This is a genomic window from Halomonas shantousis, from assembly GCF_054654615.1.
In genome coordinates, this window is the sequence record NZ_BAAIER010000002.1 from 1,410,218 (window position 1) to 1,432,029 (window position 21,812).

Genomic DNA, 21,812 nt, shown 5'->3' on the forward strand with positions numbered 1-21,812 from the left:
GAGCGTAGTTCAGCGATGTTAGCCGGTGAGGGAAAGTGTGGCAAATCCCCGATGACGATAACGGCGATAGCGAACGTTTATCGTAGTAACGTTTTCTCGCTGGGCCTGGATGCTTGCCAGTGATTAAGATTTTACTCTAATATCTTATATCTTAAAGAAATTTCAATTTGCAATCTTATGCATTTTGGGTTGGATGGTGTCAGGAGGCAACGCTTACATGAAGCTCCAGCAGTTGCGTTATATCTGGGAAGTGACCCGTCACAACCTCAATGTCTCCGCGACGGCGCAAAGCCTGTTCACCTCGCAACCGGGCATTTCCAAGCAGATTCGTCTGCTTGAGGATGAACTGGGTGTCGAGATATTCGCCCGCAGCGGTAAGCATCTGACCCGCGTGACGCCGGCCGGAGAGGCTATCATCGAGCTGGCCGGCAAGGTGCTCAGCACGGTGGACAATATCAAGCATGTCGCCCAGGAGCACAGCGACGAGCGACGCGGCAGCCTGTCGATTGCCACCACCCACACCCAAGCCCGTTATGCGCTGCCACCGGTGATTCGCGAGTTCCGCCAGAAATATCCCGATGTGGCGCTACACATGCAACAGGGAACGCCCAAGCAGATTGCCCAGATGGTCAGCGAGGGGCAGGCGGATTTCGCCATCTGTACCGAGTCTCTGGAGCTGTTCAACGACCTGATCCTGCTGCCCTGCTATCGCTGGAACCGTTGCGTGCTGGTGCCTAAGGACCATCCCTTGGCCCAGCTCGGCGAGCTGACCCTCGAACGCCTTGCCGAGTATCCCCTCGTCACCTATCTGTTCGGCTTTACCGGACGCTCGCAGCTCGACGATGCCTTCAGAGCTGGAGAACTGACGCCCAACGTCGTGCTTACTGCGGCCGATGCCGATGTGATCAAGACCTATGTGCGGCTGGGCTTGGGGGTCGGGATCGTGGCGCACATGGCGATCGATCCGCAAACCGACGATGACCTGGCGGTACTCGATGCCAGCCATCTCTTTGCCAGTTCGACCACCAAGATCGGTATTCGGCGCGGTACCTTCATGCGCGGCTACATGTTCGATTTCGTGCAGCGCTTTGCACCCCACTTGGATCGCGATACGGTAGAAGCCGCTCTGGCGGCAGGGCCGCGTCACGAGCAGGTGCTGTTCGAGGGCGTGGAACTGCCGGTACGTTGAGGTAGGCTTCGACGAGCAGGTCTCGGCATCCCGCCGGCAAGGCGGGATGCCTAAGCGGGATGTGCGATTTCAGTACTGCAGGTGCAGTCCGCATTCACGCTTTTCCTCGACCTTGGTGGGGTCGAAGTAGTCGAAGTTGTTGGGCAGGTCATGCTGTTGCAGATAGCCGTACATGTCCTTTGCCGTCCAGTGCAGGACGGGTGCCACCTTGATCAGGCCATTGGCGTTGATCGAAACCGGTTGCATCTGGGCGCGCTGGGCGGTGTCTTCGGCACGTACGGCGGTGAACCAGACTTCCGGTGCCATCTCCTTCAAGGCACGCTCGAAGGGCTCCAGTTTCACCTCCTGAGTGAAGGCTTCGTGGCGAGGATCGTCGATCGACGGGGTCGCGCCGTCGACCGCTTCACGATGAGCCCGCGAGCGGCGCGGATGGTAGATGGTCAGGTTAAGGTTCAGGCGCTGGGTAACGTCGTCGGCAAAACGGTAGGTCGCTTCGGTCGCATAGCCGGAATCCATCCACACGACGGGAATGTCGGGGCGTACCTGGGTGACCATGTGCAGGATGACCGCCTCGAAGGGGCGAAAGTTGGTGGTGCATATCGCATGCTTGCCAAGGTCGAGCGCCCATCGGGTGAGAGCCTGGGGATCATGGCCGTGTTCGCGGTTGATGGCGTCGATATCGAGTGTCATGTCGGGCTCCTGAAAGAGTAGGCAAAAGCCGCCGAGCGGTTTTCGATCGCCTAACCCTAGCAAAACGTCACTACAGATCCCCAATATTCTTTGGTTCGGTCCTTATATACCGGAAACACAGGAAATGTCAGGCGTCTTAGAACCTCAGTTTCTCACCACCCAGGCGGCGTGTGGCTGCCAGCGGCGTGACGCGGGGCAGCTCGCCAGCGAGCCACTCGACATGGGCCTCGATGGCGTAGACCTCGCGCAGCCGTGCGGCGGTAAGCACTTCGCCCGGCGTGCCGCTCGCCGCCGTGCGGCCGTCCTTGAGTACCCAGATATGCTCAGCGAAGCGGGCCGCGAGATTCAGGTCGTGGATGGCCATGACGATGATGATGTCACGCTCACGCGCCAGACGTGACAGCCAGTCGAGCACCTGAAGCTGATGGTACAGATCCAGGGCGCTGGTGGGCTCGTCGAGCATCAGTAGACGCGGCTCGCGGACGACGGCCTGGGCGATGGCGACGCGCTGGCGCTGGCCGCCGGAGAGCGTGGCCAACTCGCGTTCGGCCATGGTTTCGAGCTCCAGCGCACGCAGGACGTCGCGAACCCGGTACAGGGCCGCTTTTCCCCGTTCCGCCATCCGGGTGCGGCGTGCCAGCAGCACTGCTTCGAAGACCGTCAGAGCCGCTCGTGAGCTGGTGTCCTGCGGCAAGTAATAGAGTTGGCGAGCGCGGCTCTCCAGCGATTGCCCGGCCAGAGACACGCCGTCGAGACTCAGACTGCCCCGGGAAGATTCGATACCGGCAATCGCCTTGAGCAGGGTCGACTTGCCGGCACCGTTGGGTCCGATCAGTGCCGTCACTTGACCCGAGTTCGCTTGCAGTTTTCCTACGCCATGCAGAATCTGGGTACCCCCCAGGCTGCAGTCGAGATGGTCGATAGCCAGTGTCATTCCCACAACTCCCGGCGACTGCGCAGAATCAACGACACGAAAAAGGGCAGGCCGATCAGTGCCGTGATGATCCCGATGGGAAACAGGATGCCCGGAATCAGGATTTTCGACAGGATCGAGGCCACCGACATGATCAATGCGCCCGTCAATGCCGCCATGGGCACGAATACCCGCTGATCCTCGCCTACCAACAGACGTGCGATATGCGGACCCACCAGTCCGACGAAGCCGATGGTGCCGACGAATGCCACCGCCGTGGCGGCGAGCAACGAGCAGCACAGCAAGACGGTCAGACGCAGGCGGCCGACGTTGATGCCCATCGCCTTGGCATGCACGTCGCCCAGGCGTAGCGCTGTCAGACGCCATCCCGCGCGCAGGAAGACGGGGAGGGTCACGATCAGTATCAGGGCTGCCAGCCCCACCTTGCCCCAGCTAGCCTTGGCCAGACTGCCCAATGACCAGAACACCAGCTGCTGCAGTGCCTCGGCGGAGGCCACGTACTGCAACACGCCGAGCAGAGCGTTGAAGAAGAACATGATGGCAATCCCCATCAGCACCATGGTCTGGACGCTGACGCCACGCAATCGACTGATGCCCCAGATCGTCAGCGAGGCGAGCATCGACAATACGAAGGCATTACCGGTCACCAGCAGAGTACCGGCTACGGGGATGACGCCGAAGCCGAGAATGAGGGCCAAGGCCGCGCCGAAACTCGCCGCCGAGGAGATACCCAGAATGAAGGGATCCGCCAGCGGGTTGTTGAGGATGGTCTGCATCTCGGCCCCGGCCAGAGCCAGGCTGATGCCGACCGTCAGCGCCATGCAGGCCACGGGCAGGCGAATCTCCCACACGACCATGCCAATAACGCGTGGCGCCTCGGCGGGATTGAGCAGGGTGCTCAGCACGGCACCGAGAGGGTATTGGCCGGGGCCGGTAGCGACATCGATGACGAATGAAACCAGCGTCAGAATTGCCATGAGCGCAATGATCGCGATATGGCGGCGGCGGCGCGCCATGTAGCGTGTGATGCTGTCGTCGGGCGCTGGCTGCGGCTCGGAAGCCGCGCGTGAAGGTCCGCTAGCCATCATGCCCCGCTGTTGTCGGAATTCATGGAGTGCTGTGAGAAAAAGCACGCTTTTACAATAACCGTTTGCAAGGTTACGCGGTGACAAGCAGGTTTCCTAGCTCGGGCCGAGCAGGCCGGGCACTGGGTCGTTGCGTCATGCGTAACGGAATACGGTTTGTTGCAGTAGCCGGCCGAGACTAGTCAGCGGTCAAGGCTTCCATGAGGCGGCGAACCTTGTCGAACGTCTCCTGATATTCCGCTTCCTCGCTGGAATCCGCTACCACGCCTCCGCCTCCCCAGACATGCAGCATGCCGCTATCGGCGACAACGGTACGAATGGCGATCGAGGTATCCATGCTGCCCCGAACATCAACGTACCCCAGGCTGCCGCAGTAGACGCTGCGCCGGCTGGGCTCGAGTTCATCGATGATCTGCATGGCCCGCACCTTGGGCGCCCCGGTGATCGAGCCGCCGGGAAAGGCGGCCGCCAGCACATCGAGCACGCGATGTCTCTCGTCCAGCTCCCCGGTAATCACGCTGACGAGATGATGCACGTTGGCATAGCTCTCCAGATGGCAGAGCTGTGGCACACGAATGCTGCCGGGGCGACAGACCCGGCCCAGGTCGTTACGCAGCAGATCGACGATCATGACATTTTCGGCACGATCCTTGAGGCTCGCGCGCAGAGCTTCGGCATTCTCTCGATCCGTTTCCGGGTCATGGCCGCGTGGACGCGTACCCTTGATCGGGCGCGTCTCGGCATGCCCATCGCGCACTGCGATGAAACGCTCGGGGGAAAGCGACAGGATGGCCTGGCCGTTCCAGGCCATGTAGCCAGCGAAGGGCGTCGGCGTGACCTGCCGAAGGCGCTGATACGCTTGCCATTCGTCGCCCTCGTAAGCGGCAAAGAAGCGTTGCGTGAGATTGACCTGATAGCAGTCGCCTGCCTGGATATACGCCTGAACCCGACGGAAACGCTTGCCATACTGTATTCGGCTCAGCTCGCTCCGAAACGGCGTGAGCGTGCGAAATCCCGGGGAAGAGGGTAATGCTGCCGCAAGCCATCGTTTCACCTGCATGAGGCGCTCTTCTGTGGCAACCAAACAGGCTTCGCAACGCTCGTGGTCCTGAATCAGGGCCCAGTCATACAGCCCGACGCGACTCCAGGGCAGCTGAGTTGCATTTCGGGCATGGCCACCGATCGTTTCGAGACAACGGCCCAGATCATAGCTCCAGTAACCGATGAGGCCGCCGGTGAAGGGCAGGTGCGTATCGGGTGGCTCGAGTTGCAGCCGATCGAGCAGAGCCTGTTGGGCAGAGAAGGGTGAGACAGGCAGGGTGGGAAACTGGTCACAATATGCCCGGCCCTGCTGATCGACCTCGAGCATGGCCAGCGGATCGCTGGACATAATGTCGAAGCGTCCCCCGGGCGCCTGAGGGCGGCCACTATCGAGCAGCACGGCGCCGGGACGTTGCCTCAGTGCCGCGAAACGTGCCAGAGGCGTGGCATGGTAAGGCAGGGGCACCAGTTCGAGTCGTTGTGTCATGCAAAGTGCTTCCGGGTCTCGGCGCTCCATTCTAGGCAAAGGCACGCGGTTTGTCCGCTGGGGTGCGGGACACGATAATGGTGCCAATACACTATTTTAGTCTTGGCGGAGAGGAGCGATTCATGCGTAAGGACAGGACGGTCCAGCAGGGTCTCCTCGAGCGCCCCGACCAACTTTGTCACTGGCGCCGACTGGAACTGCCCGGAACCCAGGGTGACGGGACTTTGCTGCTGTTGCACGGGGCCGGGGTCGCTGGTGGATTGACGTGGCTGCCGATGGTCGAGCATCTGCAGGCTTGGCGCACGCTGCTGATACCGGATCTGCGGGGGATGGGCGAGACCCGTGCGCCTGATGGTCAGGAGCGGGCATTCACCCTCGATGAGGTGGTGACGGATGTGGAGGCGCTGCTGGATGTTCAGGGTGTCGAATGTTGCGATGTGATCGGCTACTCCTTTGGCGGTCTGGTGGCGATGCGCCTCAAGCAGCGTCTCGAAAAGCGTATCGGAAAGACTGGCCTGCTCGAGCCGGCCCTGCTGGAGCGCGGGGACCGCGAGGTCATGATCCAGGTCCGCGAAGGGTATGCCGAAGCTGCAGAACGCATACGATGGGCCGATAGCGCGAAAAAAGGCATCGTTGCCTTTCTTGATCTCATTGCTCCGCATCGTTCGAAGAACCCGCGCGTCGAGCATCTGATGATAAAACGGCTGGCACACCGGCCTCTGGGGTTTGCCAATGCCCTGGATTGCGTGACCGACGCGGTACGCCATCTCGACAGGGAGGCTCTGCTGGCGGCGCAGCGTGACGTCATCAGTATCGTAGGAGAACGGAGTCTGTCTGCCATGAAGGCGTATCATGCCGCCATTGCGCAATCCAGAGATGACTGGCGTTATCATGAATTGCCGGGCACCGACCACTCCCTGCCGTTTCAGAAACCTCGGCGTATTGCTGCCACCTTGCAGTCGGAGTGGTGAAGGATTGTCGACAGCGTATGTGCAGTATTCGGCCATGTGCGCCGAAAGATGTAGAAACTAACTGCAAATGACGTGTTGACCGGCCCCTAGTGGCTGGCTAGAGTGCTTGCATTCCATTATTGTCAACAATCACCATGAATTCACTTCTTCAGAAAGAGACGCTGCCTGAGGTCCGCACGCTGGCCGAGCGCGTTTTCAATCAGTTGCAGAGCGCCATCGTGCGGGGCGAAATGGCGCCCGGCACCAAGATTACCGAGCCCGGTCTCTCCAAGGCCTATGGTATTTCGCGTGGACCGCTGCGTGAGGCAATGCGACGTTTGGAGGCCCATCGCCTGATCGAACGTGTCCCTCATGTGGGGGCCCGGGTCGTCAAGCTGTCGATGCGTGAGCTGCTCGAGCTGTTCGACGTGCGGGAGGCCATGGAGAGCATGGCGGCGCGCCTTGCAGCCAAACACATGACCGCCGAGGAGATCGCCGGGCTGCGTGAGGTGTTGGCCATGCACGAGCGCCAGGCCGATCTGCAGCGGGGAGAAGCCTACTATCAGCGCGAAGGGGATCTGGACTTTCATTATCGCATCGTCCAGGGCAGCCATAATCGCATGCTGATGACGATTCTCTGCGACGATCTCTATTACCTGGTACGCCTTTATCGCACCCAGTTCAGTGCCAGTGGCACGCGCCCTCAGCGCGCTTTTGTCGAACATCATCGCATTGTTGACGCTATCGAGGCCGGTGACGAGGAACTGGCAGAACTGCTCATGCGTCGCCATGTCAGCGCCTCGCGCGCGAACGTGGCGGAACGCTACGCTGCCGCTTTACAGGAAGAGGCCGAGGCCTCCTGCCAAGAAAGGAAACAACCATGACCTATCCGACACCCGGGGCGCGATTCCGCGCGGCTCTAGAAGCGCACCGTCCACTGCCGATCGTGGGTACCATCAACGCTTACAGCGCCCTGATGGCCGAAAAGGTCGGGCACCATGCGGTCTACCTTTCCGGTGGTGGCGTGGCCAATGCTTCCTTTGGACTGCCGGATCTGGGCATGACCTCGATGAATGACGTGGTCGAGGATGCGCGGCGCATTACCGGCGCGACCGAATTGCCGTTGTTGGTCGATATCGATACCGGCTGGGGCGGTGCCTTCAATATTGCACGGACCATAAAGGAAATGGGGCGAGCGGGTGTGGCGGCGGTGCATATCGAGGACCAGGTGGCCCAGAAGCGCTGTGGCCATCGCCCCAACAAGGCGATCGTTACCCAGGCGGAAATGGTCGACCGCATCAAGGCTGCGGCGGATGCGCGGCTCGATCCTGACTTCTATCTCATTGCCCGTACCGATGCCTTCCAGAAGGAGGGACTGGCCGCGGCAGTGGAACGCGCCAATGCCTGTATCGAAGCCGGAGCCGATGCCATCTTCGCTGAAGCCGTGCATACCCTGGATGATTATCGGGCGTTCTGTGACGGCATAGATGCGCCTATTCTCGCCAACATCACCGAGTTTGGCGCTACGCCGCTATTCAACCAGCGTGAACTGGCGGAGGTGGGGTGCCGCATGGTGCTTTATCCGCTTTCGGCCTTCCGTGCCATGAACGCCGCGGCGCTCGAGGTCTATCGCAATATTCTCGACAAGGGTGATCAGAAGGACGTGGTCGATATGATGCAAACGCGCGACGAGTTATATGACTTCCTCGACTACCACGCCTTCGAGCAGAAGCTCGATACACTCTTCGCCGATAAGCCGCAGGGCTGAAGCCCTCGCACCGGTCTAACGACAGTCGATCAAGGAGGCACGTCATGGCAGACACACCCAAAAGCACCGGCCTGAGAGGGCAGAGTGCGGGCAGCACGGCGCTTTGTACCGTGGGCAAGAGCGGATCGGGGTTGACCTATCGCGGTTACGATATTGCCGAGTTGGCCGAGCATGCCCGCTTCGAGGAAGTCGCCTACTTGTTGTTGAAGGGCAAGCTGCCCAACCGATCCGAACTCGATGGCTACATTGCCAAGCTCAAGTCGCTCAGGGGGCTCCCCGAGGCGCTCAAGGCAGTACTCGAGCAGATTCCGGCCAGTGCCCATCCGATGGATGTCATGCGCACCGGTGCCTCCATGCTGGGCAACCTGGAGACCGAGGAGAGTTTCGTCGAGCAGCAGGACCGAGCCGACCGCATGCTGGCGGTCTTTCCCTCGATCCTCAATTACTGGTACCGCTACAGCCATGAAGGTGTGCGCATCGAGACCGAGACGGACGACGAATCCATCGGCGGTCATTTCCTGCACCTGTTGCATGGCAAACCGGCATCCGAACTGCATGCCCGGGTCATGAACGTCTCCCTGATCCTCTACGCCGAGCATGAGTTCAACGCGTCGACCTTTACCGCGCGTGTCTGCGCCTCGACGCTGTCCGATCTTCACTCCTGCGTCACCGGAGCCATCGGTTCGCTGCGCGGTCCGCTACATGGCGGCGCCAACGAGGCCGCCATGGACATGATCGAAGGCTGGCAGTCGCCGGATGAGGCCGAGCGCGAGCTTCTCGGCATGCTCGAGCGCAAGGAGAAGATCATGGGCTTCGGACACGCCATCTACCGCGAGTCCGATCCACGCAACGCGATCATCAAGCAGTGGTCCCAGAAGCTTGCCGAGGATGTCGGCGACACCCGGCTCTATCCGGTTTCCGAGCGAGTGGAAGAGGTCATGTGGCGTGAGAAGAAGCTGTTCTGCAATGCCGACTTCTTTCATGCCAGCGCTTATCACTTCATGGGCATCCCTACCAAGCTGTTCACGCCGATCTTCGTCTGCTCGCGCTTGACTGGCTGGTGTGCGCATGTATTCGAACAGCGCGAGAACAACCGCATCATTCGCCCCAGTGCGGATTACGTCGGTCCGGAGCGGCAGGCGTGGGTGCCGATCGAACAGCGCCCCTGAGCGCCCCTGAAGACGACGCGGGACTGAAATTCACTAGATCGCGCGGCCGGGAGGTCGCGCCCAAGTTAGGGAAGATTTGATGAGCGCCAATGTCGATCTCAACAACCGCCCGGATTACGATGCCGAGCTGCAGAAAATCGCCGATTACGTTCTCAACTACAGGATCGAAAGCCCCGAGGCGCTGGATACAGCCCGCAACTGCCTGATGGATACGCTGGGGTGCGGCCTGCTGGCGTTGCGCTTCCCGGAGTGTACCAAGCATCTCGGCCCTCTCGTCGAAGGTACCGTCGTACCGCATGGGGCCCGCGTACCCGGTACTTCGTTTCGCCTCGACCCCGTCAAGGCGGCCTGGGACATCGGCTGTATCATCCGTTGGCTGGATTACAATGACACGTGGCTGGCGGCGGAATGGGGCCATCCTTCCGATAACTTGGGCGGCATTCTTGCCGTAGCGGACCATCTGTCCCAAAAGCGCGTCGCCGAGGGTGGCGAACCCTTGACCATGCGCACCGTACTCGAAGCCATGATCATGGCGCACGAGATCCAGGGGGTACTGGCGCTGGAGAACTCCTTCAACCGTGTCGGTCTCGATCACGTCGTCCTGGTCAAGGTGGCTTCCACGGCAGTTACCGCCAAGCTGATGGGAGCCGATCGCGAGCAGCTTCTTGCTGCCCTCTCTCATGCCTTCGTCGACGGCCAGAGCCTACGTACCTACCGTCATGCCCCCAACGCCGGTTCACGCAAGAGCTGGGCAGCCGGGGATGCAACGTCGCGCGCCGTGCGCCTTGCCGATATCGCCATGCGCGGCGAAATGGGCATTCCCGGCGTGCTGTCAGCGCCACAGTGGGGCTTCTACGATGTGCTGTTTTCCAAGACCAACAAGGATCAGCGGATCAAGCCGGAGGAAGAGCGCAAATTCCGTGTCAGCCAGGACTACGGGACCTACGTGATGGAGAACGTGCTGTTCAAGATCTCCTTCCCGGCCGAATTCCATGCGCAGACGGCGGCCGAGGCCGCGGTGATTCTGCATGCCCAGGTCAAGGACCGGCTCGACGAAATAGAGCGGATCGAAGTGACCACGCATGAGTCGGCGATCCGCATCATCTCCAAGGTCGGGGAACTAGCCAACCCTGCCGATCGTGATCACTGTCTGCAATACATGATTGCCGTGCCGCTGGCCTTCGGTGATCTGATCGCCGAGCACTACGAAGACAGTTTCCACAAGTCCAAGCCGATCATCGACGCGCTGCGCGACAAGATGGAAATTCGCGAAGAGCCGACCTATACCCGCGATTACCTGGAGGCAGAAAAGCGCTCCATTGCCAATGCCATCCAGGTGTTTTTCAAGGACGGCAGCAAGACCGAGCAGGTCGCGGTCGAGTATCCCATCGGCCATCGCCGCCGTCGCGAAGAGGGCATTCCCCTGCTGGAGCGCAAGTTCCAGAACAACTTGGCGACGCGCTTCCCGACCCGGCGCTGCGAGGAGATCTTCACGCTTTGCAAGGATCAGCAGACGCTTGAAAAGACCCCGGTCAATCGTTTCGTCGATCTGTTCACGATCTGATGTCACAACGGATGATATCGCAGCAGACAAAGCCATAACGCCTCTCCTCTGCCGTTTCTGCGCGCGGTAGGGGAGGGCGCTTTCACCGCAGGCAAAAAGATCTGGCGGACCTGACGGCCGTGATCTAGAATTTTTCCACTTAGGGGATTGCGCCCCACCTTTCGGTGTCGTAAAGTACGCCTCCGCTGCTGCCGACGCCCAGACGTCGCCGGCGGTGGGAAGTGAGGCAAGGCATTGGTATCGTTGGGTTTTTCGATGGCGCCGTGAGTTCAGGGTGCGCCGAAAACCGCTTGACGACGCCGCCGGAAACGGTAGAATGCGCCCCACTCGAGACGGCCGCCATCCCAGGGCGGGCCCGACGATCCGCAGCGGATCGCCAGGCCATCCGGGGTTGACAAATCCGGCCGGCTCAGTAGAATACGCCTCTCTCGCGGCGGGGCCCTCGGGCCGGAAGCGGCGCCAGGCGATGGTCTGGTGCGTTTAGCGAGACGCTCTTTAACAATCGATCAGGTAATTCATGTGGGCGCTTGCCGGCGAAGGGGTGAACAGTCACCAAGACCTTCAAGGCAAGCGACTCGTCAAGAGAAGCTTTGACCTTGAGCCAAGTTTGGTCCGCTTAACGGACCATATGATTTTAAACTGAAGAGTTTGATCATGGCTCAGATTGAACGCTGGCGGCAGGCCTAACACATGCAAGTCGAGCGGCAGCGGGAGGTGCTTGCACCTCGCCGGCGAGCGGCGGACGGGTGAGTAATGCATAGGAATCTGCCCGGTAGTGGGGGATAACCTGGGGAAACCCAGGCTAATACCGCATACGTCCTACGGGAGAAAGCAGGGGATCTTCGGACCTTGCGCTATCGGATGAGCCTATGTCGGATTAGCTGGTTGGTGAGGTAACGGCTCACCAAGGCAACGATCCGTAGCTGGTCTGAGAGGATGATCAGCCACACTGGGACTGAGACACGGCCCAGACTCCTACGGGAGGCAGCAGTGGGGAATATTGGACAATGGGCGCAAGCCTGATCCAGCCATGCCGCGTGTGTGAAGAAGGCCTTCGGGTTGTAAAGCACTTTCAGCGGGGAAGAAGGCCTGGGGGTCAATACCCCTCAGGAACGACATCACCCGCAGAAGAAGCACCGGCTAACTCCGTGCCAGCAGCCGCGGTAATACGGAGGGTGCGAGCGTTAATCGGAATTACTGGGCGTAAAGCGCGCGTAGGTGGCATGATAAGCCGGTTGTGAAAGCCCCGGGCTCAACCTGGGAACGGCATCCGGAACTGTCACGCTAGAGTGCAGGAGAGGAAGGTAGAATTCCCGGTGTAGCGGTGAAATGCGTAGAGATCGGGAGGAATACCAGTGGCGAAGGCGGCCTTCTGGACTGACACTGACACTGAGGTGCGAAAGCGTGGGTAGCAAACAGGATTAGATACCCTGGTAGTCCACGCCGTAAACGATGTCGACCAGCCGTTGGGTCCCTTGAGGACTTAGTGGCGCAGTTAACGCGATAAGTCGACCGCCTGGGGAGTACGGCCGCAAGGTTAAAACTCAAATGAATTGACGGGGGCCCGCACAAGCGGTGGAGCATGTGGTTTAATTCGATGCAACGCGAAGAACCTTACCTACCCTTGACATCCTGCGAACCCGGAAGAGATTCCGGGGTGCCTTCGGGAGCGCAGAGACAGGTGCTGCATGGCTGTCGTCAGCTCGTGTTGTGAAATGTTGGGTTAAGTCCCGTAACGAGCGCAACCCCTATCCCTATTTGCCAGCGGTCCGGCCGGGAACTCTAGGGAGACTGCCGGTGACAAACCGGAGGAAGGTGGGGACGACGTCAAGTCATCATGGCCCTTACGGGTAGGGCTACACACGTGCTACAATGGCAGGTACAAAGGGTTGCAAGACGGCGACGTGGAGCGAATCCCAGAAAGCCTGCCTCAGTCCGGATCGGAGTCTGCAACTCGACTCCGTGAAGTCGGAATCGCTAGTAATCGTGAATCAGAATGTCACGGTGAATACGTTCCCGGGCCTTGTACACACCGCCCGTCACACCATGGGAGTGGACTGCACCAGAAGTGGTTAGCCTAACCTTCGGGAGGGCGATCACCACGGTGTGGTTCATGACTGGGGTGAAGTCGTAACAAGGTAGCCGTAGGGGAACCTGCGGCTGGATCACCTCCTTAATCGACGACTCGCCTCTTCCCGGCAAGTGTCCACAATGAATTACCTGATCGGCCAGAGCAAAAGACTGTTTGGGTCTGTAGCTCAGTTGGTTAGAGCGCACCCCTGATAAGGGTGAGGTCGGCAGTTCGAGTCTGCCCAGACCCACCATGCCAAGTCAGAAGAAACAAGAGATAAGAGATAAGAAGGGGTCTTCTTCGTTCTTTCTTCTTCACTCTTCTTTCTTGTATTAGGGGCCATAGCTCAGCTGGGAGAGCGCCTGCCTTGCACGCAGGAGGTCAGCGGTTCGATCCCGCTTGGCTCCACCATCCTCCTTCCCGACAGTCCTCGTTTCGTGACCAGTGATAAACGCTGTATAGGCCCTCCGGCCTGGCTGAGCGCTTATCACTGTTCTCTGAACAGTCGCTCTTTAACAATATGGATCATGCTGACAAAAGTCTCTCTTAGGCATAAGAGAGCAAGATACGTCTCAAGCGTATCCGGCAATTGTCGTGTAGTGATCGCAGACCAGACCCCTTCGGGTTATATGGTCAAGCGATTAAGCGCATACGGTGGATGCCTTGGCAGCCAGAGGCGATGAAGGACGTGGAAGCCTGCGATAAGGCTCGGCGAGGTGGCAAACAACCTGCGACCCGGGCATTTCCGAATGGGGAAACCCACTCACCATCAGGTGAGTATCGCTGCATGAATACATAGTGCAGCGAGGCGAACCGGGGGAACTGAAACATCTAAGTACCCCGAGGAAAAGAAATCAACCGAGATTCCCCCAGTAGCGGCGAGCGAACGGGGACCAGCCCTTAAGCGTTGGGGCCGATAGGCGAACAGGGTGGGAAACCTGACCATAGCGGGTGATAGTCCCGTAGCCGAAATCCAACCAACGTGAAATCGAGTAGGTCGGGGCACGTGAAACCTTGACTGAAGACGGGGGGACCATCCTCCAAGGCTAAATACTCCTGGCTGACCGATAGTGAACCAGTACCGTGAGGGAAAGGCGAAAAGAACCCCGGCGAGGGGAGTGAAATAGATCCTGAAACCGTATGCGTACAAGCAGTGGGAGCCCACTTGTTGGGTGACCGCGTACCTTTTGTATAATGGGTCAGCGACTTATTTTCAGTGGCGAGCTTAACCGAATAGGGGAGGCGTAGGGAAACCGAGTCTTAACTGGGCGACCAGTCGCTGGGAATAGACCCGAAACCGGGCGATCTATCCATGAGCAGGGTGAAGGTTGAGTAACATCAACTGGAGGCCCGAACCGGGATCTGTTGAAAAAGATTCGGATGACTTGTGGATCGGAGTGAAAGGCTAATCAAGCTCGGAGATAGCTGGTTCTCCTCGAAAGCTATTTAGGTAGCGCCTCACGTATTACCGCCGGGGGTAGAGCACTGTTTCGGCTAGGGGCCCATCCCGGGTTACCAACCCGAGGCAAACTCCGAATACCGGTGAGTACAGCGTGGGAGACACACGGCGGGTGCTAACGTCCGTCGTGAAAAGGGAAACAACCCAGACCGTCAGCTAAGGCCCCAAAATCCTGGTTAAGTGGGAAACGATGTGGGAAGGCTTAGACAGCTAGGAGGTTGGCTTAGAAGCAGCCATCCTTTAAAGAAAGCGTAATAGCTCACTAGTCGAGTCGGCCTGCGCGGAAGATGTAACGGGGCTCAAACCAGGTGCCGAAGCTACGGGTTCATCCTCTGGATGAGCGGTAGAGGAGCGTCGTGTACGCCGGTGAAGGTCTGTTGAAAAGCAGGCTGGAGGTATCACGAGTGCGAATGCTGACATGAGTAACGACAAGGGGAGTGAAAAACTCCCCCGCCGGAAGACCAAGGGTTTCTGTTCTACGTTAATCGGAGCAGAGTGAGTCGGCCCCTAAGGCGAGGCCGAAAGGCGTAGTCGATGGGAAACGGGTCAATATTCCCGTACCGGATGTGGTTGCGATGGGGGGACGAAGAAGGCTAGGTGAGCCGGGCGTTGGTTGCCCCGGTGAAAGTGCGTAGGCTGGGACTTCAGGTAAATCCGGAGCCCCAAGGCCGAGACACGAGACGAACACCCCACGGGGTGGAAGTCATTGATGCCACGCTTCCAGGAAAAGCCTCTAAGCTTCAGATCACATGCGACCGTACCCCAAACCGACACAGGTGGTCAGGTAGAGAATACCCAGGCGCTTGAGAGAACTCGGGTGAAGGAACTAGGCAAAATGGTGCCGTAACTTCGGGAGAAGGCACGCCGGCATTAGGTGAAGCCCCTGCGGGTGGAGCCGACGCCGGTCGAAGATACCAGGTGGCTGCAACTGTTTATTAAAAACACAGCACTCTGCAAACGCGCAAGCGGACGTATAGGGTGTGACGCCTGCCCGGTGCCGGAAGGTTAATTGATGGTGTTAGCCCTCGGGCGAAGCTCCTGATCGAAGCCCCGGTAAACGGCGGCCGTAACTATAACGGTCCTAAGGTAGCGAAATTCCTTGTCGGGTAAGTTCCGACCTGCACGAATGGCGTAATGATGGCCACGCTGTCTCCACCCGAGACTCAGTGAAATTGAAATCGCAGTGAAGATGCTGTGTACCCGCGGCTAGACGGAAAGACCCCGTGAACCTTTACTATAGCTTCACACTGGATGCTGATGTTGCTTGTGTAGGATAGCTGGGAGGCTTGGAAACTCGGACGCCAGTTCGGGTGGAGCCAACCTTGAAATACCAGCCTGGCATCATTGGCGTTCTAACTCAGACCCGTCATCCGGGTCGAGGACAGTGTGTGGTGGGTAGTTTGACTGGGGCGGTCTCCTCCCAAAGCGTAACGGAGGAGCACGAAGGTACCCTCAGCACGGTTGGAAATCGTGCACTGAGTGCAAGAGCATAAGGGTGCTTGACTGCGAGACAGACACGTCGAGCAGGTACGAAAGTAGGTTCTAGTGATCCGGTGGTTCTGTATGGAAGGGCCATCGCTCAACGGATAAAAGGTACTCCGGGGATAACAGGCTGATACCGCCCAAGAGTTCACATCGACGGCGGTGTTTGGCACCTCGATGTCGGCTCATCACATCCTGGGGCTGAAGTCGGTCCCAAGGGTATGGCTGTTCGCCATTTAAAGTGGTACGCGAGCTGGGTTTAGAACGTCGTGAGACAGTTCGGTCCCTATCTGCCGTGGGCGTCGGAAGTTTGAGAAGCGCTGCTCCTAGTACGAGAGGACCGGAGTGGACGTACCTCTGGTGTTCCGGTTGTGATGCCAATCGCATTGCCGGGTAGCTATGTACGGACGGGATAACCGCTGAAAGCATCTAAGCGGGAAGCCCCCTTCAAGATGAGACTTCCCTGGGGCCTCGCGCCCCCTGAAGGGCCCAGCAAGACCAGCTGGTTGATAGGCACGGTGTGGAAGCGCAGCAATGCGTTGAGCTAACGTGTACTAATGGCCCGTGAGGCTTGACCATATAACCCCAAGGGGTCTGAGGTCACCTCGACAATTGCCGGATACCAAAGACGTATCGCGGTCAGCAGATCCATGTTGCGTCGTCGCGCGGCGGGCCGGAAGGCCTCGCGGGACGGCACCAGTTACGCCTGACGACCATAGCGTGCGGGAACCACCTGACCCCATGCCGAACTCAGCAGTGAAACCGCTCAGCGCCGATGGTAGTGTGGGGTCTCCCCATGCGAGAGTAGGTCATCGTCAGGCACCTATACCGTACCCCAGCTTCGAAAGAAGCTGGGGTATTTTATTGGTGTGGAGGAAAGCAAGGGGTCTCCTCATGGAGAGTCCCGGAACGCCGGCCGAGCCATCGTCAGGCACCTCTTCGAACCCCCTGTCCCCACGGACAGGGGGTTTTTGCGTTGGCCGGCCGTCAGCCTGCCGACCGGAAGGGGCGAGCCTAACGGCACAGCGCTTCCAGCGCCTCGATCGGCAGTTCACTTCCTCGTTGTGAGCGATGCTCATGGAGAGTGGCAAGGAAGGTTGTAGGCTGGCCCGTACGGGCGCTAGACTCTTGCGCTTTCATTCTGGTCTGGCTGCCCATGTCCACGTCCCGCACTGCCATTACCGCTAACGAGATTCTGTTCTACTGCCGCCCCGGCTTTGAAGCGGATCTCAGCGCTGAAATCACCGAAAAAACTGCCCGGCTGGGGCAGGCCGGTTACCCTGTCGCTGTTCCCAATAGCGGTTATGTTCGGTTTGTTCTGGTAGGTGATGCTTCCGCCAATGTCCTGCACCGAGCGTTATCTTTTGATGCGCTGATCTTTGCGCGTCAGTCTTTGGTGGCTTTGCCGCCTCTAGAGGGGCTTTCTCGAGAGGATCGTCTTACCCCTATCATTGAACTGATCGTTGCCAGTGGCTGGAGTTTCGAGTCGCTATATCAGGAAACGCCCGATACCAATGAGGCGAAAGCGCTCACTGGGTTAATGAAAGCATTGAAAAAGCCTTTGGAAAGCATGCTGCGCAAACGAGGTGCACTGCGTCGCAAAGCGGGCGGGCGCCGCCTGCACCTGTTCTGGAGCGAGGGTGACCGTGTGCAACTGGGCATAAGCTTTCCGGGGAATCGCAGCGATCACCTTAATGGGATATTGCGCCTGCGCTTCCCTCGCAGTGCCCCCAGTCGCTCTACGCTCAAGCTAGAAGAGGCTTGGCACATGTTCATTCCCTCCGAAGAGTGGCCCGAACGGCTACATGACGGTATGCAGGCAGCGGATCTGGGAGCGGCTCCCGGTGGCTGGACCTATCAACTGGTACGCAAAGGCATGTATGTCTATGCCATTGATAATGGTCCGATGAACAGCGAACTGATGGCGAGCGGCCAGGTAGAGCATCTACGTGAGGATGGTTTCGTCTGGGAGCCGCCTGCGCGGCTCGATTGGCTCGTCTGTGATATCGTGGATAAGCCGATGCGGGTGGTCGACATGATGGAGCGGTGGTTGGTCCGTCGTTGGTGTCGCTCCGCGATCTTCAATCTGAAGCTGCCCATGAAACAGCGCTGGCAGGAGGTCGATCGTTGTCTGGCAAGACTAACGGCATCACTCGAGGCGGCTCATGTCAGAGCCGAGATACGCTGTCGCCATCTCTACCATGACCGTGAGGAGGTTACCGTGTATGTTCGTCTGCTCGAGTGAGGAGACTGACGTCTACGCGGGCCGGCGCATTATCATTTTCTTCCCTCTACGAGGAAACAATGAACGAGATTCCTACTGTCGATAGTGAGCTGGATACTACCGGGCTGTACTGCCCCGAGCCCATCATGCTGATGCACAATCGCGTTCGCGATATGACGGCTGGGGAAATACTTCTGGTCGTCGCCACCGATCCGGCGACGACTCGGGATATTCCCAAGTTCTGTACCTTCCTGGGGCATGAACTTGTCGCTCAGCGCCAGGAAGGCGAACTCTATCGCTATTGGATCCGCCTGGCGTAGGTACGCTTTCAATGTCCCGGTGTGACCATCAGCGCTAGCGCTTCCAGAGTGTCCGGGTCCTCCTGCTTGATGAGGTTGGCTACCGTTCGCTGGAAGAAATACACCACGTTGTGACGGCTGTGCCCCGAATACAGGCAAGCATCGCCTGCCAGTACTGGCGTATGCTCGATCTTGCTTTCGTCGACCAGTAGAGCCTCGATTTCGCCATTGCTATAGAGCCGCCAGCCGAATACCTGCTTGAGTTGCCAGGGCTCGTCGCTTTCGTCCATGCATAGAGCATGTGTTCCCAGTGTATCGGGGAGCTGCTGGATCAGCGTTGGCTGGGAGGTCTCTTCGTAGTCGAAGTAAGCTGCCGCATGCTCTAGCTCGAATACCTTGTGGTCGGGTGGCGACTGGAAGATCTCCTCGGTTTCAGGATCGCGATAGCCAACGAAGTGGCCATGTTCGGGATCATCCAGCTCATGGCATGGCGTTAGTTCCTCCATCCAAGGTACCAATCCAACCACATCGCCTCCTTCACGCAATCCCCAGGCAAGCAACGGCATGCCGTAAAGTGTGTCGGGGTTGGAAGCAAGATGATAAATCATCTCCAGGCCATCCAGCTCGGGCGCCAAGCGAATCAGGCGACGCCTCGCTTTCAACCGGTGTCTCATCTCGTCCAGGTCGATGACCTGGGCGGGGCGGGGGGACAGTGGGATACCCATGGTTACCCTCCTCATCGGCAAGTAGACGGCCGTGGCCTCGCCTCACTATTAGCACAGGGTGACGAGTAAAGTTAACCCCCTTGATCATGACGTCTTTACCGAAGGCAGTTTTCCGCAGCTGCGCCAGATGTCCTGCCATAACGTGACATGGCGTTTTATCGCATTTTGAAAACGTGGCATGGGAGCAGCAGGATTGTCTTGGGAGAGCCAGGCATGACGATAGCGGTCGACAGCAGGACGCGACACGAGATAGGCGTCGAGCAGTGTATCCACGCCCGTCAACCAGAGTCGTGACAGGCGTTGAAGATCGGCCAGATACGGTTGAACCCTGCCGATGAAGTAAAGCATGAAAACATTGTACAGTCGCTCGGCTGCAGGATTGCTGTGTCCAAGATAGCAGACGGGGCGCTCGGCGAGGCGGCTCTCCAGGCTGTTGCTGGCTTCGTCGAGGCGCTGTGTCGCCAGCAGTAGAGAGCGTAGCAGTCGTGCACTCCATGGCTCGCTCTGCAACACGTACAGATGGCTTTCGAGCTCTTGTGGGTCGAGTTCCCAGTAAGGGTCGAACTGATGCCGAGTCGCGTGACGCAGATAGTCGATAGCCAGCAGCGCCTGCGTAAAAGGTACTGGCTCCCCGGGGGAAAGGGGCCGGCTGGCACGGGAAAAATTCTGTACCCACTCCTCGGAATCGAAGAGCACGTTCCAGCTTAGCCGAGGCAACTGTTGCGTCTTGGTCGACAGCAGGGCCAGAAGCCGTTGCCGAGTATCCTGCTCGAACTGCTTTGCCGTACCGTTTGCCCAACAGGCACGCAGCTTTCGCCACAAGGCTTGCTCATAGACCCAGCGTCGGCTGGGCAGCGCCATGCGTCCCAGTTGACTGTTGCGTTCAGCCACTAGCGAGACAATGCCGCATTCGCGCAGGGCATAGACATCGAGCATGCCTTGCCGCATCTCGGGAATGTCGAAAAGACGCGCATCGCGCGAGGGAAAGGCGGCCAGGTTGCGAGGTAAATGGGGAGTGGGCGCGGAGACGCCAAGCGTGTTGGCCAGACGATGCTGGTAATCTACCAGCATGGCGTCGGCTTCTCCTCGCGAATCACAACCGGCAAGTGTCGGGCCGAGCAGTAGTGAGATGAAGAGAATGACGAACAGGTCGTCAGTAGCCTTGTCGCGTATCGTCCACATGGAATCGTGCCTCGCCGTCGCTGGCCGACCTGCTGATGTGGTGCAGTCTAAGACCCAGCAGAAGAGCTGCCACCGTCAGGCCGGCATTGAGCCCGATCCAATAACCATGCACGCCAAGCGCAGGCACAACGCCCCCAAGGCCACGTCCCAGTAGATGACCGCCTCCCAGCCCGATGACCCAGTAGGACAGCAGGGTAATGACCATGATGATACGGGTATCCTTGTAACCCCGTAGGGCGCCGGCCATGTTGACCTGCAAGGAGTCGGAGATCTGGTAGAGCATGGCCAGCAGAATCAGCGACAAAGCCAGGTCCTGTACGGCCTCGTTATGAGTATAGAGGGCTATGGCCGGAGCCGAGGCAAACCATAGGATGGCATCGTTGAACAGGGCCACAACCAGACAGATGGCGATACCGTTCCAGGCCACGAAGCGTGCTTCCGCCGGCCGGCCCGTGCCCAGTGTGTTGCCTACGCGTACGGTGAGAGCCATACCCAGGGACAGCGGTAGCATGAACAGGATCGAAGTGAAATTGAGGGCCACCTGATGCGCGGCGACCACGATCTCCCCCAGGCCGGCGACGAAAAGCGCAATCAGAGTGAACAGTGTGACCTCGACGAAGATGGCCACGCCGATGGGCGCACCGACATGCAGCAGCTCGAGGATCATGGTACGCCGTGGCGGGACCGGAGATTGCCACAGCGACACGGGCAAATAGATGCGGCTACGCAGGGTATAGAGCACCATGGCCAGGCACATGACCCACATCGAGAGCGCCGTGGCGATACCGCAGCCCACTGCCCCGAGCGCCGGTAGCGAGGCGAGAACATCCGGCAGATAGGCGCCAAACAGCTGCGAAAGGCCATCGCCGCCATAGATCAGCACATAGTTGCAGGGAATATTGATGCCCAGTCCGATCAGGCTTATCCATAAGGCCGGGCGGGTATGATTCATGCCATCGGAGAAGGCGCGCAGGGCTTGATAGAGGCCGACGCCCGGCATGCCGAAGGCGACCGCAGCGAGATAGCCCGCCGAGAGCTCGGCAACGTGGATCGGCACGTGCATCAAGCGGAATACCGGCATAACCAGCGTCCATAGAAGCGCTGCGGATATCACTCCCAGAGCCAGCGCTATCCAGAACGCCTGATGGACATGGGGACGAATGTCATCCAGACGCCGGGCACCCACTAGCTGTGCCACTATGGGCGTCAGCCCCATCAGCGTGCCGGTCATGAATAGCATCAAGGGGAGCCACAGACTCGAACCGACCGATACGGCCGCCAGATCCGTGGCACTGGCGCGGCCGGCCATGATGACGTCGGTCGCTCCCATTCCCGATTGTGCCAGCTGGGCGCCGCAGATGGGGAGGGCAAGACGCAACAGCGCCGCCGTTTCGCGACGGCTCCGAGTCAATGTTGAGGAATGCGAGGCCAACGGGCGTCAACTCCTTGACGGGTAGAAGCGGGCATTCTAGCAAGCCGTGACGTACTGTGCT

The 21,812-nt window shown here is 59.2% G+C and carries 15 protein-coding genes, 2 tRNA genes and 3 rRNA genes; 13 read left to right on the top strand and 7 right to left on the bottom strand.

Features of this window, described 5'->3' with window-relative positions; translation table 11 throughout:
* The first annotated feature begins 217 nt into the window (after positions 1-217).
* The gene (gene cysB / locus ACYQ12_RS06965) at positions 218-1,189 is read left to right on the top strand and encodes an HTH-type transcriptional regulator CysB (protein WP_459869442.1); all 972 of its coding nucleotides are present in this window, start codon (positions 218-220) and stop codon (positions 1,187-1,189) included.
* A gap of 69 nt (positions 1,190-1,258) precedes the next feature.
* Here the strand turns inward: cysB and ACYQ12_RS06970 are convergent, their stop codons facing one another.
* The 4 genes from ACYQ12_RS06970 to pabB form a co-directional block, all read right to left on the bottom strand.
* Positions 1,259-1,879 carry a phosphoadenosine phosphosulfate reductase domain-containing protein gene (locus ACYQ12_RS06970; RefSeq protein WP_459869444.1) on the bottom strand — a complete coding sequence of 207 codons (621 nt, stop codon included), beginning with the start codon at positions 1,877-1,879 and terminating at the stop codon, positions 1,259-1,261.
* A 136-nt stretch (positions 1,880-2,015) separates the two neighbouring features.
* A complete protein-coding gene (locus ACYQ12_RS06975) occupies positions 2,016-2,813 on the bottom strand; it encodes an ABC transporter ATP-binding protein (RefSeq protein ID WP_459869446.1) in 798 nt (265 codons plus the stop codon).
* Positions 2,810-3,898, bottom strand: a complete 1,089-nt coding sequence (locus ACYQ12_RS06980) for a FecCD family ABC transporter permease (protein WP_459869448.1) — start codon at positions 3,896-3,898, stop codon at positions 2,810-2,812. The genes ACYQ12_RS06975 and ACYQ12_RS06980 overlap by 4 nt, the downstream gene beginning before the upstream one ends.
* Positions 3,899-4,076: 178 nt before the next feature.
* Positions 4,077-5,426: an aminodeoxychorismate synthase component I gene (gene pabB, locus ACYQ12_RS06985; RefSeq protein ID WP_459869450.1), complete on the bottom strand. Its 1,350-nt coding sequence runs from the start codon at positions 5,424-5,426 to the stop codon at positions 4,077-4,079.
* 122 nt (positions 5,427-5,548) lie between these two features.
* Here pabB and ACYQ12_RS06990 point away from each other — a divergent pair, with 122 nt between their 5' ends.
* The 12 genes from ACYQ12_RS06990 (at position 5,549) to tusA (ending at position 18,433) form a co-directional block, all read left to right on the top strand.
* Entirely contained in the window at positions 5,549-6,397 is an 849-nt protein-coding gene (locus ACYQ12_RS06990) for an alpha/beta fold hydrolase (protein ID WP_459869452.1), read from the top strand.
* Between the two features lie 134 nt (positions 6,398-6,531).
* Positions 6,532-7,260 (top strand): GntR family transcriptional regulator, encoded by a 729-nt coding sequence (locus tag ACYQ12_RS06995; RefSeq protein ID WP_459869454.1) that lies wholly within the window; start codon positions 6,532-6,534, stop codon positions 7,258-7,260.
* Positions 7,257-8,144 (top strand): methylisocitrate lyase, encoded by an 888-nt coding sequence (gene prpB / locus ACYQ12_RS07000; protein ID WP_459869456.1) that lies wholly within the window; start codon positions 7,257-7,259, stop codon positions 8,142-8,144. The genes ACYQ12_RS06995 and prpB overlap by 4 nt, the downstream gene beginning before the upstream one ends.
* A 44-nt stretch (positions 8,145-8,188) precedes the next feature.
* Complete coding sequence (gene prpC / locus ACYQ12_RS07005; protein WP_459869458.1) at positions 8,189-9,313, top strand: bifunctional 2-methylcitrate synthase/citrate synthase; 1,125 nt, start codon at positions 8,189-8,191, stop codon at positions 9,311-9,313.
* A 79-nt stretch (positions 9,314-9,392) separates the two neighbouring features.
* Complete coding sequence (gene prpD / locus ACYQ12_RS07010; RefSeq protein ID WP_459869460.1) at positions 9,393-10,877, top strand: 2-methylcitrate dehydratase; 1,485 nt, start codon at positions 9,393-9,395, stop codon at positions 10,875-10,877.
* Positions 10,878-11,513: 636 nt separating this feature from the next.
* Positions 11,514-13,053 (top strand): 16S ribosomal RNA (locus ACYQ12_RS07015).
* A gap of 71 nt (positions 13,054-13,124) precedes the next feature.
* Positions 13,125-13,201: transfer RNA gene (locus ACYQ12_RS07020), tRNA-Ile, on the top strand.
* Positions 13,202-13,283: 82 nt separating this feature from the next.
* Positions 13,284-13,359: transfer RNA gene (locus ACYQ12_RS07025), tRNA-Ala, on the top strand.
* A gap of 220 nt (positions 13,360-13,579) precedes the next feature.
* Positions 13,580-16,468, top strand: a 23S ribosomal RNA gene (locus ACYQ12_RS07030).
* 126 nt (positions 16,469-16,594) lie between these two features.
* Positions 16,595-16,710 (top strand): 5S ribosomal RNA (rrf, locus tag ACYQ12_RS07035).
* Together the 16S, 23S and 5S rRNA genes with 2 tRNA genes alongside form the textbook arrangement of a ribosomal RNA operon.
* A 335-nt stretch (positions 16,711-17,045) precedes the next feature.
* Complete coding sequence (gene rlmM / locus ACYQ12_RS07040) at positions 17,046-18,134, top strand: 23S rRNA (cytidine(2498)-2'-O)-methyltransferase RlmM (RefSeq protein WP_459869462.1); 1,089 nt, start codon at positions 17,046-17,048, stop codon at positions 18,132-18,134.
* Between the two features lie 59 nt (positions 18,135-18,193).
* Complete coding sequence (tusA, locus tag ACYQ12_RS07045) at positions 18,194-18,433, top strand: sulfurtransferase TusA (RefSeq protein ID WP_459869464.1); 240 nt, start codon at positions 18,194-18,196, stop codon at positions 18,431-18,433.
* An 8-nt stretch (positions 18,434-18,441) separates the two neighbouring features.
* Here tusA and ACYQ12_RS07050 read toward each other — a convergent pair whose 3' ends face one another.
* From ACYQ12_RS07050 to ACYQ12_RS07060, 3 genes are all read right to left on the bottom strand, one after another.
* Positions 18,442-19,137 (bottom strand): hypothetical protein, encoded by a 696-nt coding sequence (locus ACYQ12_RS07050; RefSeq protein ID WP_459869466.1) that lies wholly within the window; start codon positions 19,135-19,137, stop codon positions 18,442-18,444.
* Between the two features lie 84 nt (positions 19,138-19,221).
* Positions 19,222-20,319: a DUF3080 family protein gene (locus ACYQ12_RS07055; RefSeq protein ID WP_459869468.1), complete on the bottom strand. Its 1,098-nt coding sequence runs from the start codon at positions 20,317-20,319 to the stop codon at positions 19,222-19,224.
* Positions 20,291-21,751 carry an MATE family efflux transporter gene (locus ACYQ12_RS07060; protein WP_459869470.1) on the bottom strand — a complete coding sequence of 487 codons (1,461 nt, stop codon included), beginning with the start codon at positions 21,749-21,751 and terminating at the stop codon, positions 20,291-20,293. Before ACYQ12_RS07060 ends, ACYQ12_RS07055 begins: the two co-directional genes overlap by 29 nt.
* Positions 21,752-21,812 lie beyond the last annotated feature (61 nt).